The organism is Massilia sp. ZL223, assembly GCF_018119395.1.
Classification (GTDB): domain Bacteria; phylum Pseudomonadota; class Gammaproteobacteria; order Burkholderiales; family Burkholderiaceae_D; genus Telluria.
In genome coordinates, this window is sequence record NZ_JAGPWD010000014.1 from 17323 (window position 1) to 33944 (window position 16622).

The window sequence follows — 16622 nt, forward strand, 5'->3', positions numbered from 1 at the left end:
CGGTTTCGAATTCCTGATCTGGGCGCTGATATCGCTTAGCCACCTTTGTAGACGTGGGGCGAAATGACGCGCATTTCTGATTCTATCCAATTTTCGACCTCTTGCATCAGGCTGTCTGGAGTGTGGTTTTCCGGCGATATCGGCTTGCCAATCGAGACCGTGATCAGGCCGGGGCGCTTGATGAAGGAGTTCTTGGGCCAGCACTCGCCCGAATTATGCGCGATCGGCACAACCACGGTTTGGGCTTCCACAGCCAGGCGCGTACCACCGCTCTTGTACTTGCCTTTCTGTCCCACCGGGATGCGCGTCCCTTCCGGGAACATGATAATCCATTGGCCGTCCGCGAGGCGGCGGCGGCCGTGCTTGACCACCTGCGCGAAGGCGTTCTTGCCTTGCGAGCGGTCGATCGGAATCATGCGCAGCAGCGCCATCCCCCAGCCGAAGAAGGGGATGTACAGGATCTCCTTCTTGAAGACATAGACCAGGGGCCGCGTCAGGTTCGGCAGCAGGAAGATGGTCTCCCAGGCCGACTGGTGCTTCGACAGGATGATCGCCGGGCTGTCCGGCAGGTTCTCGTAGCCCTTGAACTGGTAGCGGATGCCGCAAATGACCTTTGCGCACCAGATGATGAAGACGTTCCAGCGCGAGGTGACCCAGAAGCGCTTGTTGTAGGGCAGGGGCGCGGCCAGGAAGCATACGCAGGCCCAGACGACGGTGGCCACGATCATCACGATCGTGAAGAGCAGGGAACGCAGGAACGGGATGAAGTTACGCAAGGGGTCTCCGGACGATATTCTTGTTATGGCGTTGCTGTGGCGTGAAAATTATTGAGGCGGGGCCTTGAGCAGGGCGTCGACCATCGCGGCCAGGTCGGGGAAGACCTGGGTGCCTGGCGGCAGGCCGCCGGTGGCGTTGGTCTTCTCCCCCTTGCCGGTCAGGACCAGGTAGGGCACGCAGCCCAGGATGAAACCGGCCTGCAGGTCGCGCAGCGAGTCGCCGACGGTCGGCACGCCTTTCAGGCTGAGCTTGTAGCGCTTGGCGATCTCCTCGAACATGCCGGCCTTGGGCTTGCGGCAGTCGCAGTTGTCGACCGCCGCGTGCGGGCAGAAGAAGATGGCGTCGATGTCGGCGCCCACCAGCTGGGCGCTGGCGTGCAGCTTCTGGTGGATCGCGTTCAGGGTCGTGATGTCGAACAGTTCGCGCGCGATGCCCGACTGGTTCGAGGCGATCACGACCCGGTAGCCCGCCTGGTTCAGGCGGGCGATCGCTTCCAGCGAACCGGGGATCGGAATCCATTCCGCCGGCGACTTGATGAAGTCGGGCGAATCGTGGTTGATGACCCCGTCCCGGTCGAGGATGATGAGCTTCATGACACTACCCTTACAGACTTACGCCGCGAGCTTCGAGATGTCGGCAACGCGGTTCATCATGCCGTGCAGCTGCGACAGCAGCGCCAGGCGGTTGTTGCGCAAGGCCAGGTCCTCGGCCATCACCATCACGTCGTTGAAGAAGGCGTCCACGTCGTCGCGCAGCTGGGCCAGGGTCTTCAGGGTGCCGGTGAAGTCGCCGCTCGCGAACGCCGCGTCCACGCTCGGACGGACACGCTGAATCGCGGCAGCCAGGTTCTTCTCGGCCTGCTCCTGCAGCAGCCCTTCCTGCACCTCGCCAATGGCGGCCTCGGTCTTCTTGAGGATGTTGGTGATGCGCTTGTTGGCGGCGGCCAGCGACTCGGCTTCCGGCAGGGCGGCGAAGGCCTGCACGGCTTCCAGGCGCTGCACCACGTCGTCGACGCGGTCCGGATTCTGGGCCAGCACGGCTTCCACTTCGTTCGGCGAGAAGCCGCGCTCGCGCAGCATGCCGCGCAGGCGGTCCAGCATGAACACCGTCACTTCGGCACGAGGATCCTTGAATGCGGCCTGGCCTTCGAACACGGCCGCGGCGTCGGCCAGCAGGTCCGAGATCGACAGCGGCAGGCGCTTCTCGACCAGCATGCGCATCACGCCCAGGGCATGGCGGCGCAGCGCGAACGGGTCCTTCTCGCCGGTCGGCTGCAGGCCGATGGCCCAGATGCCGACCAGGGTTTCCAGCTTGTCGGCCAGCGCGGCGGTGAGGCCGGTGTTGGTCGAGGGCAGGGCGTCGCCGGCGAAGCGCGGCTGGTAGTGCTCGGACGCGGCCAGGGCCACTTCCTCGTGCTCGCCGTCGTGGCGCGCATAATAGGTGCCCATGATGCCCTGCAGCTCAGGGAACTCGCCCACCATGTCGGTCAGCAGGTCGGCCTTGGCCAGGCGTGCGCCGCGTTCCGCCAGCGGCACGTCGTAGCCCAGGTGGCGCGCGATGCTGCTGGCCAGGATGGTGACGCGCTCGGTGCGCTCGGCCTGGGTGCCCAGCTTGTTGTGGTAGACCACGCTGGCGAGGTGCGGCAGGCGCGACTCGAGGGTTTTCTTCTTATCTTGTTCGAAGAAGAACTTGGCGTCCGACAGGCGCGGGCGCACCACGCGCTCGTTGCCGCCGATGATGGCCGAGGGATCGTCGGTCTGCAGGTTCGACACGATCAGGAAGCGCGAGCGCAGCTTGCCATTGGCATCGGTCAGCGCGAAGTACTTCTGGTTGGTCTGCATGGTCAGGATCAGGCATTCCTGCGGCACCGCCAGGAATTCCTCCTCGAAGCGGCACTCGTAGACCACCGGCCATTCGACCAGCGCGGCCACTTCATCCAGCAGCGATTCCGGCATCAGCACCTGGTCGGCGCCTGCCTTGTCCAGCAGCTGGCGGCGGATGCTTTCCTTGCGCGCTTCCGCACTCGACAGCACCTTGCCTTCGCTTTCCAGCACGTTCGCGTAGTTATCCGCGTGGGGGATGGCGATCTGGCCGCCGTGCGACAGGAAGCGGTGGCCCATGGTGTGGCGGCCGGCTTCGAGGCCGAGCAACGACAGCGGGAGCACTTGTTCGCCGTGCAGGGCGACCAGCAGGTGCACCGGGCGCACGAACTGCACGGTCGCGCCATCCGGGCGCTGGTAGCTCATGACCTTCGGGATCGGCAGCTTGGCGACGGTATCCGCCAGCACGTCCTGGAGGGCGCCCGCCAGCGCGCTGCCGGCGGCGGTGTAGGTGTAGAAGAAGCTTTCCGCCTTGCCGTCCTGTGCGCGTTCCAGGTCCGACACCTGCAGGTCGGGGAAGCCCAGCGCGGCCAGCTTCTTGGCCAGCGGTGCGCTCGGATTGCCGTCCTTGTCCAGGGCGACGGACACCGGCAGCACTTTTTCGCGGATCGATTTGTCCGGCGAAGTGCCGCGCACATTGGTGATCGTGACCGCCAGGCGGCGCGGGGTGGCGTGGGTGGTGGCGACGCTGTCGGCTTCCAGGAAGTCGCGCGCCTTCAGGCCGTTGGTGATGCCGGCGGCAAAGGCCGCGCCCAGCTTGACGAGGGCCTTCGGCGGCAGTTCTTCGGTCTGGATTTCGACGAGGAGAGTCTGATTCATGGTCTGTTCTTGTCTGTTCAAGCTGCTGCCTTGTCGGCGCCAGGGAGCATCGGGAAGCCGAGCTTCTCGCGCGAGTCGTAGTAGGCCTGGGCGACCAGGCGCGACAGGGTGCGCACGCGGCCGATGTAGGCGGCGCGTTCGGTCACCGAGATGGCGCCGCGCGCATCCAGCATGTTGAAGCTGTGCGAGGCCTTCATGATCTGCTCGTAGGCCGGCAGGGTCAGCTGCAGCTCGACCAGGCGCTTGGCCTCGGCTTCGTGGTTGGCGAAGGCCTGGAACAGCAGCTCGGTGTTCGCGTGCTCGAAGTTGTAGGTCGACTGCTCGACTTCGTTCTGGTGGAACACGTCGCCGTACGAAAGCGTCTTTTTGACCCCGTTCTCTTCCCACTCGGTCCACACCAGGTCGTAGACGTTCTCCACACCCTGCAGGTACATGGCCAGGCGCTCGATGCCGTAGGTGATCTCGCCCAGCACCGGCTTGCAATCCAGGCCGCCGACTTGCTGGAAGTAGGTGAACTGGGTGACTTCCATGCCGTTCAGCCAGACTTCCCAGCCCAGGCCCCAGGCGCCCAGGGTCGGGCTTTCCCAGTCGTCCTCGACGAAGCGCACGTCGTTCTTCTTCAGGTCCAGGCCCAGGGCCTCGAGCGAACCGAGATAGAGATCCAGGATGTTCTCGGGGGCCGGCTTCAGCACCACCTGGTACTGGTAGTAGTGCTGCAGGCGGTTCGGATTCTCGCCGTAGCGGCCATCCTTCGGGCGGCGCGAGGGCTGCACATAGGCGGCGCGCCATGGTTCCGGGCCGATCGCACGCAGGAAGGTGCCGGTGTGGAAGGTGCCCGCGCCGACTTCCATGTCGTAGGGCTGGAGCAGGGCGCAGCCCTGCTTGTCCCAGTAGGACTGCAGGGTCAGGATGATTTGTTGGAATGTGAGCATCTTGGATGGGCGACGCGGGAATCTTGCCGCGCACAGGGTAAGTTTGCCAAATGACCAATTCTACTGAATTTTTCCCAGCCTCTGGGGCAGATTTAACTCAGCAGTTCGAATTGGAGAGGGTTGATTTATGCGCTTTGCTTACTGCGGTAGCGCCGCCCGGCGAACCAGGCGCCGAGGAGCGCCAGCGCGCCCAGGACCAGGAAGGCGGCATTGCCGAAGCGGACATAGGGCGTGAAGCCGGCCGTGCCGCGCAGCGTGGCGCTCAGCATGCCTTCTTCATAGAAGGGCAGCAGCTGGGTGATCGTGCCGCGTCCGTCGATGATCGCCGTGGCGCCGTCGTTGGTCGAGCGCAGCATTGGCCGCCCGGTTTCGAGGGTGCGCATGCGCGAGATCTGCAGGTGCTGCGGGATCGCCACCGACTGGCCGTACCAGGACAGGTTCGACACGTTCAGCAGCAGGGTCGCCGGGCGCGGCGCATTGCGCAGCTGGTAGGCGATCTCCTCGCCGAACACGTCTTCGTAGCAGATATTGGGCAGCACCAGCTGGTCCTTCACCGCGAACGGCGCCTGCAGCGCCTTGCCGCGGGTGGCGTCGTTCAGCGGCAGGTTCAGCATGTCGGTGAACCAGCGGAAGCCCGGCGGGATGAATTCGCCGAAGGGCACCAGGTGCGCCTTGTCGTAACGATAGGGCTGGGGCTGCGGCGACAGGGCGACCACGCTGTTGGCGTATTGCTGCGGACCGTCGAGCAGGGGCATGCCCAGCGCCAGCGTGCTGCCGGTGGCGGTCGAGAATTGCTGCAGCCCTTTCAGGTAGCCGTCGGGGAGCTGGTGCGGGAAGACGGGAATCGCGGTCTCCGGCGTGGCGACCAGGTCGGCCGGCGCCTGGGTGATCATGCCGCGGTACTTGTCCAGGATGCTGTTCAGGAAAGCCAGGTCGAACTTGCGGTCTTGCGGGATGTTCCCCTGCAGCAGGCGCACGGTGATCGGCTGGCCGGTTTCCTCGGTCCAGGCGACGGTGCGCAGGCCTGCGCCGGCCGCCAGCACCACCGCCAGCAGGCCGATGGCCGGCCAGCGTGCGCGCTGGGTCAGCATCACGATGCAGCCGGCGCACAGTGCCACCAGCACGCCGATGCCGTACACGCCGACTAGCGGCGCATAGCCCGCGAGCGGCGCGGTGTCGTGGGCGTAGCCGGAGGCCGCCCACGGGAAGCCCGTGAACACCCAGCCGCGCAGCCATTCGGACAGGCCCCAGGTCACCGGCAGCACCAGCAGCAGGAAGGCGCCGACCGGCAGCGACCAGCGGCGGCGCAGCCAGGTGGCCACGCCGGTGGCGAAGGCCCCGTACAGGCCCATGTACAGGCCGAGCAGGATCACGCCGATCGTCGCCAGGAAGATCGGCAGGTGCGCGAAGCGCGTCATGAAGACGTACAGCCAGTGCATGCCGGCCACCGACCAGCCGAAGCCGAAGGCCCAGCCGAGCAGGGTGGCGCGGCGCGTCGAGCTGCCCATGCCCACCTGGTAGAACAGCCAGGCCAGGGCCAGGAACTGCACCGGCCACCAGCCGTAGGGCTGGAAGGACAGCAGGGAGCTCAGGCCGGCCAGGGTGGCGACGGCCAGGGCGAGGGGCGAGGGACGATTGCCGCGCAGGGACGGATCAGGCGCCACCGTGGGCTTGGTACGGCGGCGCAGCATCAGTCGTGGTCGTCTTCAGGCAGCGGAAGCTTCTCGACCAGCAGCACGTGGATCTGGCGGGCGTCGGCGCGCAGGACCTCGAAACGCAGGTTCTCCAGATCGAACACCTCGCCCTTGTGGGGCATGCGCCCGAGGTGGCTGGCGACCAGGCCGCCGATGGTGTCGACGTCGTCCTCGGGCAGGTCGGCGCCGATCTCTTCGTTGAACTGCTCGATCTCGGTCAGCGCCTTGACGCGCCAGCGCGGCCCCAGCTGGCCCTCCTTGATCGACAGGATGTTGTCTTCTTCCTCGTCGAAGTCGTATTCGTCCTCGATGTCGCCGACGATCTGCTCGAGCACGTCCTCGATGGTGATCAAGCCGGCCACGCCGGAGTATTCGTCGACCACGATGGCCATGTGGTTATGGTTGGCGCGGAAGTCGCGCAGCAGCACGTTCAGGCGCTTCGATTCCGGGATGAAGATGGCCGGGCGCAGCATGTCGCGCACGTCGAATGATTCTTCAGCGTAATAACGCAGCAGGTCCTTGGCCAGCAGGATGCCGACCACCTTGTCGCGCTCGCCTTCGATGGCGGGGAAGCGCGAGTGGGCGGTTTCCAGCACGGTCGGCAGCCATTCCTCGATCGGCTTGGTGATGTCGACCACGTCCATCTGGGAACGGGGCACCATGATGTCGCGCACGGACAGGTCGGAGACCTGGAACACGCCCTCGATCATGGACAGCGCGTCGGCGTCGATCAGGTTGCGTTCGTGGGCTTCGTGCAGGACTTCGAGGAGTTCTGCGCGATTTTCTGGCTCGGGGGAGATGAGTGCGGTCAGCCGTTCGAACAGCGACCGATGGGGTTTGGCGTCCGATCGGACGTCACTGGGATACTCGGGCATAGTTGGCGTGAAGCCGTTGTTACGATGGGCATAGGATACACCAAAAGCCCGATTGCCTGATTTTGATGCAGACGGAAACTGGCTCTTGTGGTCATGCATGGGTGCGCCACGGGGCCCGGGCTTGTCCTATAGTCGGGGTAGTCCCCTACAGGAGCCAGTCATGCCAGTGCTCAATATCAACGGCGCCACGACCACCCTGAATGTTCCCGACGACATGCCCCTGCTGTGGGCGCTGCGCGACGTGGCCGGCCTGACCGGCACCAAGTTCGGCTGCGGCGTCGCCCTGTGCGGAGCCTGCACCGTGCACGTGGACGGCCAGCCGGTGCGTTCCTGCGTCACCCCGGTCGGCAGCGTGGCCGGCAAGCAGATCGTCACCATCGAGGCCATCGGCAAGGATCCGGTCGGGGCGAAAGTCCAGGCGGCCTGGCGCGAAGTCGACGTGGTCCAGTGCGGCTACTGCCAGTCCGGCCAGATCATGGCTGCCACGGCCTTGCTCAAGGCCACGCCCAAGCCGGGCGATGCCGACATCGACAATGCGATGACGGGCAATATCTGCCGCTGTGGGACCTACAACCGCATCCGCAAGGCGATCAAAATCGCCGCGGCCAGCTGAGGAGGGCGTCATGGAAGGGCTCAAGCAAGCGATGACGGAACTGTCGCGTCCCCTGGCCGTGGATGGACTACCGGATTCCGAAGCGCGCCGGCGCTTCATGCGCCTGGGCGCGGCTTCCGGCGGCGGCCTGCTGCTCGGCTTCTCGCTGTTCGGCTGCAAGCGCCAGGAAGAGAACCGGCAGGAGAAGCCGTCCGAGAGCGCCGTCGGCCAGGCCACCGACAGGGCCTCGGCCCAGCCGGCCGGGCTGGCCCAGGACGCCTTCATCCGCATCGGGCGCGACGGCATCGTCACCCTCATCGTGCACAAGGTCGAGATGGGGCAGGGCACCTTCACCGCCATGCCGATGCTGCTGGCCGAGGAGCTGGGCGCCGATTTGTCCAAGGTGAAGCTGGAGCAGGCGCCGGCCAACAACAAGCTGTACGCCGACCCGCTGCTGGGCGGCCAGGTGACCGGTGGATCGACCTCGGTGCGCGGCGCGTGGAAGCCGCTACGCGAGGCGGGCGCCATGGTGCGCGGCGTGCTGGTGGCGGCCGCGGCCAAGCAGTGGAACGTGGATGCGGGCGAGTGCGCGGTGGTGGCCGGCACCGTGACCCACGACGCCTCGGGACGCAGCGCCCATTTCGGACAACTGGTCGATGCGGCCGCGAAGATGGAGTTGCCGAAGAACCCGGCGCTCAAGGATGCGGCGCAGTTCACCCTGATCGGCAAGCCGCACAAGCGTCTCGATTCGCCCTCCAAGTGCGACGGCACGGCGCTGTTCGGCATCGATGCGCGCCTGCCCGGGATGCTGGTGGCGGCCGTGACGGCCTCGCCTGTGGTGGGCGGCAAGCTGGCCATGGTCGACGAGCAGAAGGCGCTCGCCGTGCCCGGCGTGCGCGAGATCCTGCGAATCGACAACGCGGTGGCCGTGGTGGGTGAGCACATGTGGGCCGCGCGCAAAGGCCTGGAAGCGGCGGCGCCCACCTGGAACGACGGGACGAACGGCAACGTGAGCACGGCCAGCATCGTGGCCGACATGATGAAGGTCTCCGGCGGCGAGGGCGCGGTCGCGCGCGACGTGGGCGGCGCCCTGCGCAAGCTGGACGGGCAGGGCGGAGGCGGCCGCAGGATCGACGCGGTCTACGAAGTCCCCTTCCTGGCCCACGCCACCATGGAGCCGATGAACTGCACGGTGGACCTGAAGAACGACGGCTGCGACATCTGGTGCGGCACCCAGGTGCCGGTGCTGGCCCAGGCGGCCGCCGCCAAGCTCACCGGACTGGGAGAGGGGCAGGTGCGGGTGCATAACTTCTACCTGGGCGGCGGTTTCGGGCGCCGGCTGGAGGTCGACTACGTGGCCCAGGCCGTGGCCCTGGCCAAGACCGCCAAGAGCGGCAAGCCGCTCAAGTTCGTGTGGACCCGCGAGGAAGACATCCAGCACGACATGTACCGGCCCTATTACGTGGACCGGCTGTCCGCGCGCCTGGACGACAAGGGCCGGCCGCAAGCCTGGTTCCATCGGGTGACCGGTTCCTCGATCATGGCGCGCTTCGCGCCGCCGGCGGTCAAGGACGGCATCGACCCGGACGCGGTCGAGGGCGCGCGCGACCTGCCGTATGCGATTCCGGACCTGCGGGTCGAATACGTGCGCCACGAGCCGCCGATCCCGACCGCCTTCTGGCGCGGCGTGGGGCCGACCCACAACATCTTCGTGGTCGAGAGCTTCATCGACGAACTGGCGCATGCGGCCAAGCAGGATCCTGTCGCTTATCGCCGAGCGCTGCTGGAAAAGTCGCCGCGTACCCTGGGCGTGCTGAACCTGGCGGCCCAGAAGGCCGGATGGGGCCGGCCCCTGAAGCCTATCGCGGGCCGGCGCGTGGGGCGCGGCATCTCCTGCCAGTTCGCCTTCGGCACCTACATGGCGCAGGTGTGCGAGGTCTCGGTGGGGCCGGACGGCGAAGTGAAGGTGCACCGCGTCGTGTGCGCGGTGGACTGCGGGCAGGCGGTGAATCCGGACACCATCACGGCACAGATGGAAGGCGGCATCGTGTTCGGCCTGAGCGCGGCGCTGTGGGGAGAAATCACCTTGGACAAGGGCAGGGTGCAGCAGTCGAACTTCGGCGACTACCGGGTGATGCGCATGAACGAGTCGCCGACGGTGGAAGTGCACCTGGTGACCAGCCGCGACGATCCGGGCGGGATCGGCGAGCCCGGGACTTCGGGGATCGCGCCGGCTCTGGCCAATGCGGTGTTCGCTGCGACCGGGCAGCGGATCAGGAAGCTGCCGATCGGCGGCCAGCTGAAGAAGGCTTGAAGCGGTGAAGGCCCGGCAGCGGGGCTGCCGGCGAAACCATCAATCCGAGTACGGGTCGGGGTAGCCCAGCGCTTCCATGATGTCGCGCTCGAGCTGTTCCATTTCCTCGGCTTCCTCGTCGTGCTCGTGGTCGAAGCCCTGCGCATGCAGCACCCCGTGCACCACCAGGTGGGCGACATGCTCCTCGACCGTCTTCTTCTGCTCGTCGGCCTCGCGCTGCAGCACGTCGGTGCACAGCACGATGTCGGCTTGCACCGGCTCCTCGTCGCCCAGCTCCTCGCCCTCGTTGTAGGCGAAGGTCAGCACATTGGTGGCGTAGTCCTTGCCGCGGTATTCGCGGTTCAGGGCCTTGCCCTCTTCGGCGTCGACGAAGCGGATGGTCAGTTCGGCGGGACCGAGCAGCGAGGACTCGACCCAGCGCCGCAGGTCGGCTTCGGTGATCTCGCTTTCCAGGCGCGGATCGGCGAACTGGACTTCCAGTTCAAGAGGATGTTTTTTTTCTTGCATTTTTCACCGGGGCGGGTTTGGGAAGGGCGGCCAGTTCCTGGATCGAGGTGTTCTTTTCGTACGCATCGATAATACGCGCAACCAGCGGATGGCGCACCACGTCCGCGCTCGAGAAGTGGGTGAAGGCGATCCCGCGCACGTCCTTCAGCACGTGCATGGCGTCGACCAGGCCCGAGCGCTGGGTCTTGTGCAGGTCAACCTGGGTCACGTCGCCCGTGACCACGGCCTTGCTGCCGAAGCCGATACGGGTCAGGAACATCTTCATCTGCTCGACCGTCGTGTTCTGCGCCTCGTCCAGGATGACGAAGGCGTGGTTCAGGGTGCGGCCGCGCATGTAGGCCAGCGGGGCGATCTCGATCACCTGCTTCTCGAACAGCTTCTGGGTGCGGTCGAACCCGAGCAGGTCGTAGAGTGCGTCGTACAGCGGGCGCAGGTAGGGATCGACCTTCTGGGTCAGGTCGCCGGGCAGGAAACCCAGGCGCTCGCCCGCTTCCACGGCCGGACGGGTCAGGATGATGCGCTTGACGGCGTCGCGTTCGAGCGCGTCGACGGCGCAGGCCACCGCCAGGTAGGTCTTGCCGGTGCCGGCCGGGCCGATGCCGAAGCTGATGTCGTGCTCGAGCACCGCGCGCAGGTACTGGATCTGGTGCGGGGTGCGGCCGCGCAGGTCGCTGCGGCGGGTCTTGAGGGTGGGGCTGGTGGTCTCGGGCGATTCCCCGGCCTCTTCCCCTTCCTCTTCGGTCTTGGCCTCGGCAGGCGCAGAGGATGTCGATGCGCCCTCGATCTTTGGCTTGAGCCCGGCGCGCTGCTCCACCAGCGCCAGCTGCACTTCCTCGATCGGCACGACCTTGTTGGCGACGGCGTAGAAACGCTCGAGCAGTTCGACCGCGCGCTCGGCATTGCTGCCGCTGACGATGAACTTCTCGCCGCGCCGGAAGATGGTCACGTCCAGGGCAGCCGAGATCTGGCGCAAATTCTCGTCAAGCGGGCCGCACAGGTGGGCGAGCCGCGTGTTGTCGAGCGGCTCGGGGATGAAGTACGAGGGCTGGGTGGCTTGTGTTTTCAACTGGCTTTGGCAATCGTATCAAGGTTAGCGACGAGTTCGCCGCGCAGGTAGTAGTCGTGACTGGCGACGATGCGCACGTCGACCAGCTGGCCGACCAGGCTGGCTCCGGCCTGGCCAGGCGCGAAGTTGACCACGCGGTTGCCGTCGGTGCGGCCGGCCAGGTGGCCGGCGTCGCGCTTGGCCGGTCCTTCGACCAGCACGCGCTGCACCGTGCCGACCATGGCCGCGCTGTGCTTGCGGGTGTTGGCGTCGATCAGGGCCTGCAGGCGCTGCAGGCGCGCCAGCTTGACCTCGTGCGGGGTGTCGTCCTCGAGGTTGGCGGCTGGGGTGCCCGGACGCTTGCTGAAGATGAAGCTGAAGCTGTTGTCGAAGCCGACGTCCTCCACCAGCTTCATCATGGCCTCGAAATCGGCATCGGTCTCGCCGGGGAAGCCGACGATGAAATCCGAGGAAATCGTGATGTCGGGCCGCACTGCGCGCACGCGGCGGATGATCGACTTGTATTCGAGCGCCGTGTAGCCGCGCTTCATGGCGCCGAGGATGCGGTCGGAACCATGCTGCACCGGCAAATACAGGTTGTTGGCCAGCTGCGGAATCTTCGCGTAGGCGTCGATCAGGCGCTGGTTGAATTCCTTCGGGTGGCTGGTGACGAAGCGCATGCGCTCGATGCCGGGAATCTCGGCGATGTATTCGAGCAGCAGGGCGAAGTCGGCAACCTCGCCGTTTTCCATCGTGCCGCGGAAGGCGTTCACGTTCTGGCCCAGCAGCATGATTTCCCTCACACCCTGGGCGGCCAGGCCGGCGACCTCGGTCAGCACGTCCTCGAAGGGGCGCGAGACTTCCTCGCCGCGGGTATAGGGCACCACGCAGTAGCTGCAGTACTTGCTGCAGCCTTCCATGATCGAGACATAGGCGACCGGGCCGTCGACCTTGGCCGGCGGCAGGTGGTCGAATTTCTCGATCTCGGGGAAGGAGATGTCGACCTGGGCCGCGCCGGTCTGGCGGCGGTTCTGGATCAGCTGGGGCAGGCGGTGCAGGGTTTGCGGGCCGAAGACCACGTCGACGTGGGGCGCGCGCTTGACGATGGCTTCGCCTTCCTGCGAAGCCACGCAGCCGCCCACGCCGATCACGAGCTCGGGCTTGTTGCGCTTGAGCTCCTTCAGGCGGCCCAGGTCGGAAAACACTTTTTCCTGGGCCTTCTCACGGATCGAGCAGGTATTGAACAGGATCACGTCGGCATCCTCGGGCGTGTCGGTGCGCACCAGTCCGTCGGACGAGCCGAGCACATCCACCATCTTGTCCGAGTCGTACTCGTTCATCTGGCAACCGAAGGTCTTGATAAATACTTTTTTCTGCATGGAATGCTGTCGTGAAAGGAGAGCTGCTGCTTTGGCAACCCGTGGGCCCAGTTTACCTTATATCGCCTGAAGCCCCGGAAAGCGGCGCGTGCGCACCCGCTTTTTTATGCCGCTAGGAATGATTTATTTCTTAACCTAAAGTTATTGCAAAGCTGCTCAGATTGTTAAATGTTGGCTGCCGAACAAAGTGCGTTTGCATGCAGCGATTAAAATTTGTTTCGAGATATTTCTTTTTGTAAATCAATGGCTTCCGGGCGAGTTCCCATTTACAAAATATGTGAAGGAAATCTCTTGCGTGCGCCACACTTCGGCCCCATGTGCTGAAATGCCTATGTGACAAGCTTTCCGCACGATAGCTTGATTTCTGACAATGACTCACATGCGCCGTTTCGATATCGGACCGACGTGTAACACTGATAATTTGTTCGAAAGACAAGTACGCATGTGGGGAGCAAGATGTGGGAGCGCATGCACTCCGGGTCGTTTCAAAGGGTTTTCCTTAAGGGGATTTTCAGACTTGCGCTGTGTAATCCCTGAAACGGTTCCGGGAACTTATGTTGACGAAAGATAGTCTTTAACAAAAGTTCGCAAGGGAACTATTTTAACCAAACTCGTGAGGTAAACATCATGGCACAACAGCATCATGCTCTGTCTTCGCAGGAAAGTTATAACCCGAACCACCTGCTGGACATCCTGCTCGGGAAAATGCAGCTGAAGAATGACGCCGCGCTGTCGCGCATGCTCGAAGTGGCCCCTCCGGTCATCAGCAAGATCCGCCACCACCGTCTGCCGGTCGGCGCCTCGCTCCTGATCCGCATGCACGAAGTCACCGGTATGAGCATCCGCGACCTGCGCGACCTGATGGGCGACCGCCGCACCAAATATCGCCTGTCGGACGCACAAGGCCGTCCGAAGCCAGAAGAGAAGGCAGCCCAGGCCGCCGCGGCCGCAGCTGCGCAACAACAGCAAGGCCAGCAACAGCAGGGACAGGGCCAGCAGTCCAACGAAGCTACGTCGTCAGGCAGCGGCACCTCGTCGACCGGCAACTATGCGCACTGATGCCGGGGGCATGACAGCCGCGACTGTCATGCCTTCGGTGTCGCAAGGTAGCGGCGCCGCTGCCTGACCGGGCGGCGCCGCACCGTTTTTCAGTACTTTTTCTTCCGCCAATGTCCGTCCTGAGGCTTCAGGCCATCAGGATCGCGGCCATTTCTTCGAACTGCAGTTCCGTTTCGTGGAACACGTGCAGCCACGCTTCTTCCGACAGGCCAAGGGCCGTCCATGCCACGCTGGACACGGCCGGCGCCAGTTCGTCCGGCTCGCCGGCCAGGTCGAGCGCGTGCGCCACGGCGTTGGCCACGTGCACGATGGTGGCCAGGAATCCCGCGCCCGCTTGCTCGGGCGCGTGATGCCATTCGATGGCCTGGCGCATCGTGTCCGAGAAATTCCAGTGCTCCGCCAGGGCCACCCCGGCCGCCACGTGGTCGATGCCGATCACGGCGCGCTCGAGCGCCAGCAGTTCGCCGTCGTCCAGGCTGCGGCGCGCCAGCACGGCCTGGTAGTGTTCCGGATAGCGGGTCACCAGCACCAGGCGCCCAATGTCGTGCAGCAGGCCGGCGGTGAAGGCATAGTCCTGGTTGAAGCGTACGCGCCGCGCCAGCACCCGTGCGCAGGCCGCCGTCGCCACCGAATGGCGCCAGAAGGCCTTGTCGCTGAAGCCCGGGCAGCGCCCGGTCGGGAAGCAGCCGGTCATGGCCGCCGCCGTGATCAGGTTGCGCGTGGTCTGGAAGCCCAGGAAGGTCATCGCCTGCTGGATGGTGGTGACCTTGACCTGCAGCCCAAAGCTCGACGAGTTGGCCAGGCGCAGGGTTTTTGCCGTCAGGGCCTGGTCCAGGGCCACTTTTTTCGCCAGCACCGAGATGTCGAGGTCTTCCTGTTCGATGGCGCCGAGCAGTTCCATCACGACGGCGGGCAGCGAGGGCAGGTCTTCCAGGCCTTCGGCCAGGTCGCTTGGCTCCAGCATCATGGCGCCACCCCACGCTGGAGGCGGTAGTCCTCGACGTAACGGCGCAGCAGGCCAGTGGCCCAGTCGTCGTGGTTGTCGCGGTCGTTGTTGCGGAAGACGTGGTCCAGCCTGGCCTGGACGGCTGCCGGATCGGGCGCTTCGGCGCCTTCGGCGCACGTCACCGGCACGGTGTCGATGCCGTGCCGCGCGAGCGAGGCGATGATCGCTTCGCTCAGGACCGCACCCTTGGCCAGCAGCACCAGGCCGTTCAGGTCCAGCAATTCATGCGACAGCACCATGCCAGGTGTCGCATGGTTCAGGGTGACCAGCTGATAGGCTTCGCTCATTGTCTTCTCCTGCCATTTCTTTCTATTAATTCCTCATCGATCTTAACATTGGGAACTAGCTTGTCGGCCGACCATCGCAAAGACTGTCGTGTTCTTGCCGCAAGCCGATACCCTCGTCGAATGAATAGGTCACCAGACCTATTAAAGTGGAAATGTTGTACTCTTTGCCACCGGCCGGATCGGTCCGGCCGCAACAACGTAGAGGAGACGTATGAAACTGTATTTCGCCCCGGGCGCCTGCTCGCTCGCGCCGCACCTGGTCCTGCTGCAGCTTGGCCTGCCCTTCACCGCCGAGCGCGTCAGCCTGCGCACCAAGCTGACCAAGGACGGCGTCGATTACCGCAGTATCAATCCGAAGGGCCAGCTGCCGGCCCTGGAGCTGGACGACGGCAAGCTGCTGACCGAGAACGCCGCCGTGCTGCAATACATCGCCGATCAGGCGCCGGAGAGCGGCCTGGCGCCGGCCCCGGGCAGCTTCGCGCGCTACCAGCTGATGGAGTGGCTGAGCTACCTGTCGACCGAGGTGCACAAGCGCTTCTCGCCGATGTTCTCGCCAGGCTGCACCGACGAGATCCGCCAGGCCGCGTGGGTGAGCCTGGCCGCTCCGCTGACCTACCTGGCGGGCAAGGTCGACGGCGGGCGCTACCTGATGGGCGAGCAGTTCACCGTCGCCGACGCCTACCTGTTCGCGATCCTGAACTGGATCGGCTTCGCCAAGTTCACGATGAACGACTGGCCGACCCTGCAGGCTTATCACGCCCGTGTCGCGGCCCTGCCGGCGGTGCAGGAGGCGATGAAGCGCGAAGGCCTGGCGTGAGCCTGGTGCGCCGCGCCTGGCCGTCACGGGGTACCATGCGCGCATGAATCGTTATATTGCTTTGTTGCGCGGCATTAACGTAGGCCGCGCAAAGCGCATCGCCATGGCCGACCTGTGCAGGATGTTCAGCGAGCTCGGCTATACCAGCGTGAAGAGTGTGCTCAACAGTGGCAACGTGGTCTTCGACGCCGGCGGCATGAAGACCGCGGACGCCGCCGTGGCCATCGAGGAAGCGCTGGTACTGCGCCTGGGGGTGGGTGCGAAAGTCTTCGTGCTCGACCATCTGGAACTGGCGGACATCGTCGCCGACAATCCGCTGCTGGATCAGGCTGCCGATCCGGCGCGTTTGTACACCTTCCTGCTGACGGGGGAGGAGCAGCGCGCGCTGGTGACGGAGCTGTGCGCACGCGAATGGGGTGTGGAATCGCTGGCCCTGGGCCGGCGCGCCGCCTATGTGTGGTGTCCGGAAGGAATGCTCGACAGCGCCGCTGCGACAGCGCTGGGCAAGCAACTGGGAGACGGGACCACGTCTCGCAACTGGAATACGATCATGCGGCTGCACGGCCTGTGCAGCAAGGGCGCCTGCCTGTCCTAGTCAAGACGCACCCAGGACGCGCCCGCGTCCTGGTTTCCTCATGC

Annotated in this window: 16 protein-coding genes; 5 read left to right on the forward strand and 11 right to left on the reverse strand. The window is 65.1% G+C overall.

The window, feature by feature from the left end:
* Positions 1-35: 35 nt before the first annotated feature.
* From KBW95_RS10995 to KBW95_RS11020, 6 genes are all read right to left on the reverse strand, one after another.
* Positions 36-776 carry a 1-acyl-sn-glycerol-3-phosphate acyltransferase gene (locus KBW95_RS10995; RefSeq protein ID WP_211524524.1) on the reverse strand — a complete coding sequence of 247 codons (741 nt, stop codon included), beginning with the start codon at positions 774-776 and terminating at the stop codon, positions 36-38.
* A 48-nt stretch (positions 777-824) separates the two neighbouring features.
* Positions 825-1370 carry a D-glycero-beta-D-manno-heptose 1,7-bisphosphate 7-phosphatase gene (gmhB, locus tag KBW95_RS11000; RefSeq protein ID WP_211524525.1) on the reverse strand — a complete coding sequence of 182 codons (546 nt, stop codon included), beginning with the start codon at positions 1368-1370 and terminating at the stop codon, positions 825-827.
* 18 nt (positions 1371-1388) lie between these two features.
* Entirely contained in the window at positions 1389-3476 is a 2088-nt protein-coding gene (gene glyS / locus KBW95_RS11005) for a glycine--tRNA ligase subunit beta (protein ID WP_211528260.1), read from the reverse strand.
* A gap of 17 nt (positions 3477-3493) precedes the next feature.
* Positions 3494-4408, reverse strand: a complete 915-nt coding sequence (glyQ, locus tag KBW95_RS11010; protein ID WP_211528261.1) for a glycine--tRNA ligase subunit alpha — start codon at positions 4406-4408, stop codon at positions 3494-3496.
* Between the two features lie 125 nt (positions 4409-4533).
* Positions 4534-6099 carry an apolipoprotein N-acyltransferase gene (gene lnt / locus KBW95_RS11015; RefSeq protein ID WP_211528262.1) on the reverse strand — a complete coding sequence of 522 codons (1566 nt, stop codon included), beginning with the start codon at positions 6097-6099 and terminating at the stop codon, positions 4534-4536.
* Positions 6099-6977 (reverse strand): HlyC/CorC family transporter, encoded by an 879-nt coding sequence (locus KBW95_RS11020; protein ID WP_211528263.1) that lies wholly within the window; start codon positions 6975-6977, stop codon positions 6099-6101. Before KBW95_RS11020 ends, lnt begins: the two co-directional genes overlap by 1 nt.
* 160 nt (positions 6978-7137) lie before the next feature.
* On the opposite strand from KBW95_RS11020, the gene KBW95_RS11025 reads away from it, so the two are divergent.
* Both KBW95_RS11025 and KBW95_RS11030 read left to right on the forward strand, forming a co-directional pair.
* Positions 7138-7590 carry a (2Fe-2S)-binding protein gene (locus KBW95_RS11025; protein ID WP_211524530.1) on the forward strand — a complete coding sequence of 151 codons (453 nt, stop codon included), beginning with the start codon at positions 7138-7140 and terminating at the stop codon, positions 7588-7590.
* A gap of 31 nt (positions 7591-7621) precedes the next feature.
* Positions 7622-9883 (forward strand): xanthine dehydrogenase family protein molybdopterin-binding subunit, encoded by a 2262-nt coding sequence (locus KBW95_RS11030; protein ID WP_211528294.1) that lies wholly within the window; start codon positions 7622-7624, stop codon positions 9881-9883.
* 39 nt (positions 9884-9922) lie between these two features.
* On the opposite strand, the gene ybeY is transcribed toward KBW95_RS11030, so the two are convergent.
* From ybeY to miaB, 3 genes are read right to left on the reverse strand one after another with little or no spacing between them, the layout of a single operon-like run.
* Positions 9923-10390 (reverse strand): rRNA maturation RNase YbeY, encoded by a 468-nt coding sequence (gene ybeY, locus KBW95_RS11035; RefSeq protein ID WP_211524531.1) that lies wholly within the window; start codon positions 10388-10390, stop codon positions 9923-9925.
* The gene (locus tag KBW95_RS11040; RefSeq protein WP_211524532.1) at positions 10365-11456 is read right to left on the reverse strand and encodes a PhoH family protein; all 1092 of its coding nucleotides are present in this window, start codon (positions 11454-11456) and stop codon (positions 10365-10367) included. Before KBW95_RS11040 ends, ybeY begins: the two co-directional genes overlap by 26 nt.
* Positions 11453-12814 carry a tRNA (N6-isopentenyl adenosine(37)-C2)-methylthiotransferase MiaB gene (miaB, locus tag KBW95_RS11045; protein ID WP_211528264.1) on the reverse strand — a complete coding sequence of 454 codons (1362 nt, stop codon included), beginning with the start codon at positions 12812-12814 and terminating at the stop codon, positions 11453-11455. Before miaB ends, KBW95_RS11040 begins: the two co-directional genes overlap by 4 nt.
* 627 nt (positions 12815-13441) lie before the next feature.
* Here miaB and KBW95_RS11050 point away from each other — a divergent pair.
* The gene (locus KBW95_RS11050) at positions 13442-13873 is read left to right on the forward strand and encodes a hypothetical protein (RefSeq protein WP_211524534.1); all 432 of its coding nucleotides are present in this window, start codon (positions 13442-13444) and stop codon (positions 13871-13873) included.
* A 127-nt stretch (positions 13874-14000) separates the two neighbouring features.
* Here KBW95_RS11050 and KBW95_RS11055 read toward each other — a convergent pair whose 3' ends face one another.
* Together KBW95_RS11055 and KBW95_RS11060 are read right to left on the reverse strand one after the other, a co-directional pair.
* Positions 14001-14840, reverse strand: a complete 840-nt coding sequence (locus tag KBW95_RS11055; RefSeq protein ID WP_373888788.1) for an HDOD domain-containing protein — start codon at positions 14838-14840, stop codon at positions 14001-14003.
* Positions 14837-15166 (reverse strand): hypothetical protein, encoded by a 330-nt coding sequence (locus tag KBW95_RS11060; protein ID WP_211528265.1) that lies wholly within the window; start codon positions 15164-15166, stop codon positions 14837-14839. Before KBW95_RS11060 ends, KBW95_RS11055 begins: the two co-directional genes overlap by 4 nt.
* A 211-nt stretch (positions 15167-15377) precedes the next feature.
* On the opposite strand from KBW95_RS11060, the gene gstA reads away from it, so the two are divergent.
* Both gstA and KBW95_RS11070 read left to right on the forward strand, forming a co-directional pair.
* Entirely contained in the window at positions 15378-15983 is a 606-nt protein-coding gene (gstA, locus tag KBW95_RS11065) for a glutathione transferase GstA (RefSeq protein WP_211528266.1), read from the forward strand.
* A 43-nt stretch (positions 15984-16026) separates the two neighbouring features.
* Positions 16027-16578 carry a DUF1697 domain-containing protein gene (locus KBW95_RS11070; protein ID WP_211528267.1) on the forward strand — a complete coding sequence of 184 codons (552 nt, stop codon included), beginning with the start codon at positions 16027-16029 and terminating at the stop codon, positions 16576-16578.
* Positions 16579-16622: the final 44 nt, after the last annotated feature.

What these genes read in the sequence shown, in the direction of transcription:
- KBW95_RS11025 (WP_211524530.1), top strand. Translation starts at nt 7,138, where the DNA reads ATGCCAGTGCTCAATATCAACGGCGCCACGACCACCCTGAATGTTCCC.
- KBW95_RS11030 (WP_211528294.1), top strand. Translation starts at nt 7,622, where the DNA reads ATGACGGAACTGTCGCGTCCCCTGGCCGTGGATGGACTACCGGATTCC.
- glyQ (WP_211528261.1), bottom strand. Translation starts at nt 4,408, where the DNA reads ATGCTCACATTCCAACAAATCATCCTGACCCTGCAGTCCTACTGGGAC.
- KBW95_RS11055 (WP_373888788.1), bottom strand. Translation starts at nt 14,840, where the DNA reads ATGATGCTGGAGCCAAGCGACCTGGCCGAAGGCCTGGAAGACCTGCCC.
- glyS (WP_211528260.1), bottom strand. Translation starts at nt 3,476, where the DNA reads ATGAATCAGACTCTCCTCGTCGAAATCCAGACCGAAGAACTGCCGCCG.
- gstA (WP_211528266.1), top strand. Translation starts at nt 15,378, where the DNA reads ATGAAACTGTATTTCGCCCCGGGCGCCTGCTCGCTCGCGCCGCACCTG.
- miaB (WP_211528264.1), bottom strand. Translation starts at nt 12,814, where the DNA reads ATGCAGAAAAAAGTATTTATCAAGACCTTCGGTTGCCAGATGAACGAG.
- gmhB (WP_211524525.1), bottom strand. Translation starts at nt 1,370, where the DNA reads ATGAAGCTCATCATCCTCGACCGGGACGGGGTCATCAACCACGATTCG.
- KBW95_RS11050 (WP_211524534.1), top strand. Translation starts at nt 13,442, where the DNA reads ATGGCACAACAGCATCATGCTCTGTCTTCGCAGGAAAGTTATAACCCG.
- ybeY (WP_211524531.1), bottom strand. Translation starts at nt 10,390, where the DNA reads ATGCAAGAAAAAAAACATCCTCTTGAACTGGAAGTCCAGTTCGCCGAT.
- lnt (WP_211528262.1), bottom strand. Translation starts at nt 6,099, where the DNA reads ATGCTGCGCCGCCGTACCAAGCCCACGGTGGCGCCTGATCCGTCCCTG.
- KBW95_RS11070 (WP_211528267.1), top strand. Translation starts at nt 16,027, where the DNA reads ATGAATCGTTATATTGCTTTGTTGCGCGGCATTAACGTAGGCCGCGCA.
- KBW95_RS11060 (WP_211528265.1), bottom strand. Translation starts at nt 15,166, where the DNA reads ATGAGCGAAGCCTATCAGCTGGTCACCCTGAACCATGCGACACCTGGC.
- KBW95_RS11020 (WP_211528263.1), bottom strand. Translation starts at nt 6,977, where the DNA reads ATGCCCGAGTATCCCAGTGACGTCCGATCGGACGCCAAACCCCATCGG.